The following is a 7,820-nucleotide window of genomic DNA, read 5'->3' on the forward strand; positions in this document are numbered from 1 at the left end:
GCCGTCAGACCGACGGCAGCACCACGCCCGGCGTCGCCTGGGATCCGTCGTGCAGCAGGCGGGCGAGGGTCGCGCCGCCGGCGGCCAGCTCCCGCCAGTGCTCCCCGAGCCACTGCTCCGCGTCGTACTGGGTGGTGAAGACCGGGCTCGGGACGGTCAGCGCCCGCCCCTCGGCGTCGTCCAGCGCCCACTCCCACCGCGGCCGGATCACGCGGCGCTCCCGTCGGAGTCGTCGCGCCGGTCGATGCTGCCGGCGGCGACGGACCCGCGCGTACGGGTCAGGGCGCGGTTGACCCGCGACGGCCAGAACGGGCCGGAGTAGATGAACGACGTGTAGCCCTGCGTGAGGTCGGCGCCGGCCCGCAGGTAGGCGCGCACGTCGTCGGCGCCCGCGATGCCGCCGACGCCGATGATCGCCGGCTCGGGCCCGAGCCGCTCGCGCAGCCGGGACACGACCTGCAGCCCGCGCTCGAGCAGCGGCGGGCCGGACAGCCCACCGGGCCCGCGGTCGTGGCCGATGGTCGTGTTCACGGCGACGACGCCGTCCAGGCCGAGCTCGGCGACGAGGTCGGCCACGGCGTCGACGTCGGCGTCCGCGAGGTCGGGGGCGATCTTCACCAGGAGCGGGACCCGCCGGGTGCCCGCGGCGGCGGTGGCCTCGTCGGCCGCCGCGCGTGCGGCGGTGAGGATGGGGCGCAGCTCGGCCGTGGTCTGCAGGTCGCGTAGGCCCGGGGTGTTCGGGGAGGACACGTTCACCACGAGGTAGTCCGCCCACGGGGCCAGCTCGCGGGCGCAGGCGGCGTAGTCGTCGGCGGCGGCCTGGGCCGGCGTCGTCTTGTTCTTGCCGATGTTCGCGCCGACGACGACGGCGCGGCCCGCGGGCGTGGCCCGCAGCTCCCGGAGCCGCGCGGCCGCGGCGGGGGCGCCGTCGTTGTTGAAGCCCATGCGGTTGCGGATGCCCCGCACGTCGAGCTCGCGCCACATGCGCGGCGCCTCGTTGCCGGGCTGGGGGCGCGGGGTGACGGTGCCGATCTCGACGAACCCGAAGCCGAGCATCGTCAGGCCACGGATCGCCCTCGCGTTCTTGTCGAACCCGCCCGCGAGCCCGAACGGCGCGGGCACGGTGCGGCCGAGCACCTCGATGCTGCCCGGCCCGCCGCTGCCCCGGCCCAGGTACGGCGCGAGGGCGCCCTGGACGACGTCCCGCAGGACCGGGATACGACCGGCCAGCGAGATGGCCCCGAACGCGAGCTCGTGCGCCCGCTCCGGGTCCATCCGGCGGAAGACGCCGTTGAACAGCAGGGTGTACGGGCTCATCGGGCCTCCGGGTCGGCGGGGTTCGGCTCGGGTGCGGTCGGGGTCGGTGCGGCCGGCGGGTGCTCGGGGCGGGGCCGCGTGCGCCACAGCCACCACAGGCCGACGAACGGCAGCACCAGCGGGACGTAACCGTAGCCCTGGCCGAAGCCGGACCACACGGTCGTCTCGCCGAAGACGTCGGGCGACGCGACCGAGGCCGCGCCGACCGCGAGCACGCCCACGGCCTCGAAGCCGACGGTCACCCAGGCGACGACGCGCCAGCGCGGCCCGCCCTTGGCGAGCGCGACGGTGGCCAGCACGTACACGACGGCGGACAGCGTGGACAGGGAGTACGCGACGGGCGCCTCGGAGAACTTGGTGGCCAGCTCGTACGACGACCGGCCGATCGCGGCGAAGGCGAGGATGCCGTAGACGGTGACGAGCAGCCGGCCGAAACCGGTGCCGGTGCGGCGTGCGCCGTCGGGAGTGACGTCCGGGGTGGGGGCGCTCATGCTGCCCCCCAGATCTGCCAGAGCCGCCAGTCGAGGAAGCCCACCGTGAGGGCCGCCACCGCCAGCACCACGGACGACCACTTGGTGCGCTCCGCGAACGCCCAGATCGCCGCGATCGGCAGCACCACGAGGGCGGTGGCGACGTAGCCCCAGAACAGCGGCCCGTCGACCGGGTGGTCGCGGGTGACCATGAGGACGCCCGCCACCACGGCCTGCACGACCACGAGCGCCTCGACCACGGCGGCGCCGATGAGCTGCTTGAGGATCACGGCGCGGTCCTGGACGACGAACCACAGCGCCCAGGCGGCGAGCGCGGCACACGCCAGCAGGACGACGATGAGCAGGGGAAGGACCACGCCCGCAGACTACCGGCCGCCGGGCGCCCGACGACGGCCGCGGGACGGGGTTAGCATCGGCGCGTGGCAGACCTCACCCTTACCGGCAAGAATCCCAGCTCTCTCAAGGTCGACGCCCTCGTCGTCGGGACCTGCTCCACCTCGGACGGCGTCGCCGTCGTCGCGGACCAGCTCCCCGAGTCGTTCGTGCGCCAGATCGAGACCCTCGCGCCCCGGCTCGGCGTCACCGGCGCCCGCGACGAGGTGCGGCGCGTCCCCGCCGGGGACGGCGTCTCGGCGGACGTCGTCGTCCTCGCGGGACTCGGGGAGCGCGCCTCCGACGGCACCTTCCCGCACGAGGTGCTGCGGTCCGCCGCCGGCGCCGCGACGCGCGAGCTCGCCGGGACGGACACGGTCGCCCTCGCGCTGCCCGCGGTGGACGAGGACGAGCTCGGCGCGGTGGTCGAGGGCGCGCTGCTCGGCGCGTACTCCTACACGCGGTACCGCACGGGCAAGGACACCAAGGGCGCCGTCGCCGGCATCCAGGTCGTGACGTCGTTCTCGCGGTCCGGCCGCGCCAAGGCCGCCGTCGCGCGCGCCGAGGTGCTCGCCGCCGCCGTGCACGGCACGCGCGACCTCGTCAACGACGCCCCCAACGAGCTGTACCCCGCCGCCTTCGCCGACGCCGCCAGGGCTGCGGCCAAGGGCGTCAAGGGCCTCAAGATCACGGTGCTCGACGACAAGCAGCTCGCCGCCGGCGGCTACGGCGGGCTCGTGGGCGTCGGCCAGGGCTCGGCCCGCGGCCCGCGGCTCGTCAAGCTGGCGTACACGCCGGCCAAGGCCACCGAGAAGGTCGCCATCGTCGGCAAGGGCATCACGTTCGACACGGGCGGGATTTCGCTCAAGCCGCCGGCCAGCATGCCGACGATGAAGTCCGACATGGCCGGCGCCGCCGCCGTGCTGCACACGGTGCTCGCGGCCGCGCGTCTCGGCCTGCCGGTCGCCGTCACCGGGTACCTCTGCCTCGCGGAGAACATGCCGGGCGGCAACGCCCAGCGCCCCGCCGACGTCATCACGATCCGCGGCGGCAAGACCGTCGAGGTCACCAACACCGACGCCGAGGGCCGCCTCGTCATGGCGGACGGCCTCGTCGCCGCCGTCGAGGACGGGCACGACGTCGTCCTCGACATCGCGACGCTCACCGGCGCGCAGATGGTCGCGCTCGGCAACCGCACCTCGGGCGTCATGGGCACCGACGCCGTGCGGGACGAGGTCAAGGCCGCCGCCGACGTCGCCGGCGAGGCGTTCTGGCCGATGCCGATGCCCGCTGAGCTCAAGGCCGGTCTGAAGTCGACCGTCGCGGACATGGTCAACTCCGCCCCCAGCCGCTGGGGCGGCATGCTGTTCGCCGCGCACTTCCTCGCCGAGTTCGTCGGCGACACCCCGTGGGCGCACCTCGACATCGCGGGCCCGTCGTACAACGAGGGCTCGTCCTTCGGGTACACGCCCGCCGGCGGCACCGGCGTTGGCGTGCGCACGATGCTCGCGTTCCTCGAGGGGCGCGCGGCGGCCTGACGCCCCGCGCCACCGACGACGCCCGGTCCCCCTGGGGTGGCCGGGCGTCGTCGTGCCGGGTCAGCGGGCGGTGGCCACGGCCCAGCGGAACGCGTTCGCGAGGCGGTACCCGCCGCCCGGGACCCGGAACGGCGCCGCGGCGCGCAGGACGGTCGGCGCGAGCTCGGCGGTCGTGGCCTCGTCCTCGCCGAGCAGGACGCCCCGCACCAGGCGGTCGTCGTCGGGAACGGTCCACGGCACGTCGACGATCCCCGCCCCCACGACGTCGAAGCCCGCGCCGGCGAGGGCGGACTCGAGCCCGCCCGCGGCACGCAGCGGCCCATCGGGCGGCATCTCGTCCTCCCACGCCGCGGCGACGGCGCGCTCGACGACGTCGAGGTCGTTGCGGGAGCCCTCGGCCCAGCCCGCGAGGCCGACCCGGCCGCCCGGGGCCAGCACGCGGGCGACCTCGGCCAGGGCGTCGTCGACGTCGGCGGCGAGCTGCAGCGCGTTGACCGCGAGGACCGCGTCGAAGGCGTCGTCCCCGAACGGCAGGTGCTCGGCGTCGCCCTCCAGGAACCTCGCCGCGGGATTCTGCTCGCGTGCCCGGCGCACCATCGCCGGGGCGGGGTCGACGCCCGCGGCGACGGCGCCGCACCGCACCAGGTGCCCGACCAGCTCGCCCGTGCCGCAGCCCACGTCGAGGACGCGCGACCCCGGCCCGATCCGCGAGGCGACGAGCAGCGGCGCCCAGACCGGCGCCGCGCACGAGCCCCACAGCTCGGACCACCCGTCGGCCACCGCCGACCAGCGTTCGCCGTCGTCCAGGTCGTCCACCCGGTCCTCTCCGCGGTCGTCCACGCGCCGCGGCTCAGCCCTTGCGGCGCTGCGCCGAGGTCCAGTCGCGCATGCGCTGCGGGTAGCCGGTGAACCGCACGTTGTACACGGGTACGCCCAACGACCGGGCCACCTCGAAGCCCGTGCGCTCGTCCGGGACGCGGCGACGCGTCCACTCCCCTGTCGTCGCCACCAGCAGCACGGTCGTCGGGGTCTGCGCGTTGGGCGGCTCGACGTACGCCTCCACGCCCACGCGGGTGCGCACGAACTCCTGCAGGTACGCGATCGTCTCGCCCCGCGATCCCGACGACGGCGGTGCGCCGGGGGCCGGCGACGACGACCTGCCCAGCAGGCGTCCCAGCGAGGTCCTGAGCGACATGGCGCGAGACTACCGCCGCCGCCGGGGTCGTGGTCGGCAGACCGCCCGGAGGTGTCCTGGAGGTCATGCGGCGGTCAGGTGTACCCAGCGTCACACCAACCCGGAGCCCCGAACGATTGGGGCGACCCCCGTGGAGGTGACAAGATGACAGGCAGTGACCAGAACGCGGCAACCCCAGATGTCGCGGGCCGGCAACCCGGCTCGCCTCGGCACGTCGCCTGACCCACTGATCGAAGGAGACTCCACAGGTCATGTCTGAGAACGTGCAGCTCCCTGCACTCGGCGAGTCCGTCACCGAGGGCACCGTCACCCGATGGCTCAAGGCCGTCGGCGACACCGTCGCCGTCGACGAGCCCCTGCTGGAGGTCTCGACCGACAAGGTCGACACGGAGATCCCCTCGCCGGTCGCCGGCGTGCTCGAGCAGATCCTGGTCGAGGAGGACGAGACCGTCGAGGTCGGCGCCACCCTCGCCGTCGTCGGTGACGGCTCCGGCGCCGGTGGTGGCGACGCGGCCCCGGCCGCCGAGGCCCCCGCCGCCGAGCCCGAGGCGCCCGCCGAGCCCGAGCAGCCCGCCGCCCCGGCCGAGCCCGCCCCGGCCCCCGCTCCCGCCGCCGAGGCGCCCGCCGCCGGTGGCGGCGAGGGCACCGAGGTGACGCTGCCCGCGCTGGGCGAGTCCGTCACCGAGGGCACCGTGACCCGCTGGCTCAAGGCCGTCGGCGACTCGGTCGAGGTCGACGAGCCCCTCCTCGAGGTCTCGACCGACAAGGTCGACACCGAGATCCCGTCCCCGGTGGCCGGCACCGTCCAGCAGCTCCTCGTCGAGGAGGACGCCACCGTCGAGGTCGGCGCCGTCCTGGCCGTCATCGGCTCCGGCGCCGCGGCGCCCGCCGCCGCTCCGGCCGAGCCCGAGCCGGCGAAGGCTCCGGAGCCCGTGGGCGCCCCCGAGAAGCCGGAGCAGCCCGCCGCGGCGGCCCCGGCCGCGCCGGCCCCCGCTGCCCCGGCCCCCGCGCCTGCTGCTCCCGCGCCGACCCCGGCGGCCCCCGCTCCGGCCACGGCCGCGCCGGCCGCCGCTCCTGCGGCGGGCAAGGGCTCCTACCTCACGCCGCTGGTGCGCAAGCTCGCCGCGGAGAAGGGCGTGGACGTCTCGACCCTCCAGGGCACGGGCGTCGGCGGCCGCATCCGCAAGGAGGACGTGCTCGCCGCGGCAGAGAAGGCCGCCGCCCCGGCTCCGGCCACCGCCCCCGCCGCGGCCCCGGCCGCCAAGGCCCCGGCCGTCCTGCCCGTCTCGCCGCTGCGCGGGACGACGGAGAAGATGTCGCGGCTGCGCAAGATCGTCGCCGAGCGCATGGTCGAGGCCCTGCACACGCAGGCGCAGCTCACGACGGTGGTGGAGGTGGACGTCACCAAGGTCGCCAAGCTGCGCGCGAAGGCGAAGGAGTCGTTCAAGGCACGCGAGGGTGCGAACCTCACCTTCCTGCCCTTCTACACGCTGGCCGCGGTCGAGGCGCTCAAGGCGTACCCGAAGATCAACGCCTCGATCGACCAGGACAAGGGCGAGATCACCTACCACCCCGCGGAGAACGTCGGCATCGCCGTCGACACCGAGCGCGGCCTGGTGGTCCCGGTCATCAAGAACGCCGGCGACCTCAACCTGGCCGGCATCGCCCGCCAGATCGGCGACCTGGGCGCCCGCACGCGGGCGAACAAGGTCGGCCCGGACGAGCTCTCCGGCGCCACGTTCACGATCACGAACACCGGCTCGGGCGGCGCGCTCATCGACACGCCGATCGTCCCCGGCGGGCAGGTCGCGATCCTCGGCACCGGCACGATCACCAAGAAGCCGGCGGTCGTGACGGGCCCGGACGGCGAGGAGACCATCGCCATCCGTCAGTTCGCGTACCTGTTCCTCTCCTACGACCACCGCCTGGTCGACGGTGCGGACGCCGCGCGCTTCCTCACCGCCATCAAGGCACGCATCGAGGAGGGCGCGTTCGAGGCCGAGGTCGGTCTCTGACCCTGCCCCGTCCCTGACCGACGAAGGGCGTCCCGGCCGCGGCCGGGACGCCCTTCGTCGTCTCCCTCGCCCCGGCACCGCACCGGGGTGGGTGGGTCCACGACGGTCCCGCGCTCAGGAGACCTCGGCGACCCGCCAGCCGTCGGGCGTCCAGGCGAGGCGCAACGTCGCGGTGCGCACGTCCGTCGCGGGGACGACGGTGACGGTGCCGTCGGCGGCGACCTGCTCGTGCGCGGTCACGGCGTACCGCACGACGACCTCGGTCGTGTCGTCGTCACGCGATCGGCCCGCGCCGGCCTCCTCCGGCCGCGCGTCCTGCACCCGCGCCTCGGCGCCGGTCACCCGGGTGCCGGCCTGCGTCGCGTCCTCGAGCAGGGCGAGGTCCGCCTCGTGCGCCGGGGACCCCGGCGCGTCGACCGACCCCAGCCCCACGGAGCCCGGGTCGGACGCCGCGATCAGCGCGACGCGCCGGCGGGTGAGCTCCGCGGCCGCAGCGCCGGGGTCGGCCCGGTCCTGGGTGGGGTCGGCCTGCGCGGGATCGTCCTGGATCGCGCCGCGGGCGGCCGAGCCGTCGTCGGCGACCACCACCGGCGAGGCAGCCACCGACGGGGCGACCGGCGCGCCGGCGGTCGGGCCCGAGACGTCGGCGTCGTCGCCGGGCCCGCGGACCTGGACCGCGACCGCCGTCAGCACCGCCATCACCCCGACCGCGCCGACGAGGCCGAGCACGCGCCACGCGGCCCCACGGCGGCGCGGGGTGGTCGCGCGCCGCGCGGACCTGGTCGCCGGCCGGCCCGCCCGGCCTCCGTCGACGCGCCGGACCGCCCGCCTCCGGGGCGTCGGCGGGGCTGCCCCCTCCGACGCCGGCACGGCCGGCCGCCGGCCCAGCGCC

General features: G+C 76.0%; 9 protein-coding genes. 2 read left to right on the forward strand and 7 right to left on the reverse strand.

Annotated elements, in window-relative coordinates; translation table 11 throughout:
* Window positions 1-4: 4 nt before the first annotated feature.
* From ACQP60_RS20670 to ACQP60_RS20685, 4 genes are read right to left on the reverse strand one after another with little or no spacing between them, the layout of a single operon-like run.
* Window positions 5-211, reverse strand: a complete 207-nt coding sequence (locus tag ACQP60_RS20670) for a hypothetical protein (RefSeq protein ID WP_429736488.1) — start codon at window positions 209-211, stop codon at window positions 5-7.
* Complete coding sequence (locus tag ACQP60_RS20675; RefSeq protein ID WP_429736490.1) at window positions 208-1,317, reverse strand: quinone-dependent dihydroorotate dehydrogenase; 1,110 nt, start codon at window positions 1,315-1,317, stop codon at window positions 208-210. The genes ACQP60_RS20670 and ACQP60_RS20675 overlap by 4 nt, the downstream gene beginning before the upstream one ends.
* Window positions 1,314-1,808, reverse strand: a complete 495-nt coding sequence (locus tag ACQP60_RS20680; RefSeq protein ID WP_429736492.1) for a hypothetical protein — start codon at window positions 1,806-1,808, stop codon at window positions 1,314-1,316. The genes ACQP60_RS20675 and ACQP60_RS20680 overlap by 4 nt, the downstream gene beginning before the upstream one ends.
* Window positions 1,805-2,164: a hypothetical protein gene (locus ACQP60_RS20685; protein ID WP_429736494.1), complete on the reverse strand. Its 360-nt coding sequence runs from the start codon at window positions 2,162-2,164 to the stop codon at window positions 1,805-1,807. The genes ACQP60_RS20680 and ACQP60_RS20685 overlap by 4 nt, the downstream gene beginning before the upstream one ends.
* 63 nt (window positions 2,165-2,227) lie before the next feature.
* Here ACQP60_RS20685 and ACQP60_RS20690 point away from each other — a divergent pair, with 63 nt between their 5' ends.
* Window positions 2,228-3,718: a leucyl aminopeptidase gene (locus ACQP60_RS20690; protein ID WP_429736496.1), complete on the forward strand. Its 1,491-nt coding sequence runs from the start codon at window positions 2,228-2,230 to the stop codon at window positions 3,716-3,718.
* A 60-nt stretch (window positions 3,719-3,778) separates the two neighbouring features.
* On the opposite strand, the gene ACQP60_RS20695 is transcribed toward ACQP60_RS20690, so the two are convergent.
* Both ACQP60_RS20695 and ACQP60_RS20700 read right to left on the reverse strand, forming a co-directional pair.
* The gene (locus ACQP60_RS20695) at window positions 3,779-4,558 is read right to left on the reverse strand and encodes a class I SAM-dependent methyltransferase (RefSeq protein ID WP_429736498.1); all 780 of its coding nucleotides are present in this window, start codon (window positions 4,556-4,558) and stop codon (window positions 3,779-3,781) included.
* A gap of 10 nt (window positions 4,559-4,568) precedes the next feature.
* Window positions 4,569-4,913: an oxidoreductase gene (locus tag ACQP60_RS20700; protein ID WP_429736500.1), complete on the reverse strand. Its 345-nt coding sequence runs from the start codon at window positions 4,911-4,913 to the stop codon at window positions 4,569-4,571.
* A 251-nt stretch (window positions 4,914-5,164) separates the two neighbouring features.
* On the opposite strand from ACQP60_RS20700, the gene sucB reads away from it, so the two are divergent.
* Complete coding sequence (sucB, locus tag ACQP60_RS20705) at window positions 5,165-6,928, forward strand: 2-oxoglutarate dehydrogenase, E2 component, dihydrolipoamide succinyltransferase (RefSeq protein WP_429736502.1); 1,764 nt, start codon at window positions 5,165-5,167, stop codon at window positions 6,926-6,928.
* A gap of 114 nt (window positions 6,929-7,042) precedes the next feature.
* On the opposite strand, the gene ACQP60_RS20710 is transcribed toward sucB, so the two are convergent.
* Window positions 7,043-7,820: hypothetical protein (locus tag ACQP60_RS20710; RefSeq protein ID WP_429736504.1), on the reverse strand; the 778-nt coding region annotated here is incomplete at its 5' end.

This window comes from Isoptericola variabilis (assembly GCF_050311655.1).
GTDB classification, from domain to species: domain Bacteria; phylum Actinomycetota; class Actinomycetes; order Actinomycetales; family Cellulomonadaceae; genus Isoptericola; species Isoptericola variabilis.

Excerpts from the sequence above, each read along its gene's own strand:
- ACQP60_RS20675 (WP_429736490.1), bottom strand. The coding sequence starts at position 1,317 with ATGAGCCCGTACACCCTGCTGTTCAACGGCGTCTTCCGCCGGATGGAC.
- ACQP60_RS20680 (WP_429736492.1), bottom strand. The coding sequence starts at position 1,808 with ATGAGCGCCCCCACCCCGGACGTCACTCCCGACGGCGCACGCCGCACC.
- ACQP60_RS20700 (WP_429736500.1), bottom strand. The coding sequence starts at position 4,913 with ATGTCGCTCAGGACCTCGCTGGGACGCCTGCTGGGCAGGTCGTCGTCG.
- sucB (WP_429736502.1), top strand. The coding sequence starts at position 5,165 with ATGTCTGAGAACGTGCAGCTCCCTGCACTCGGCGAGTCCGTCACCGAG.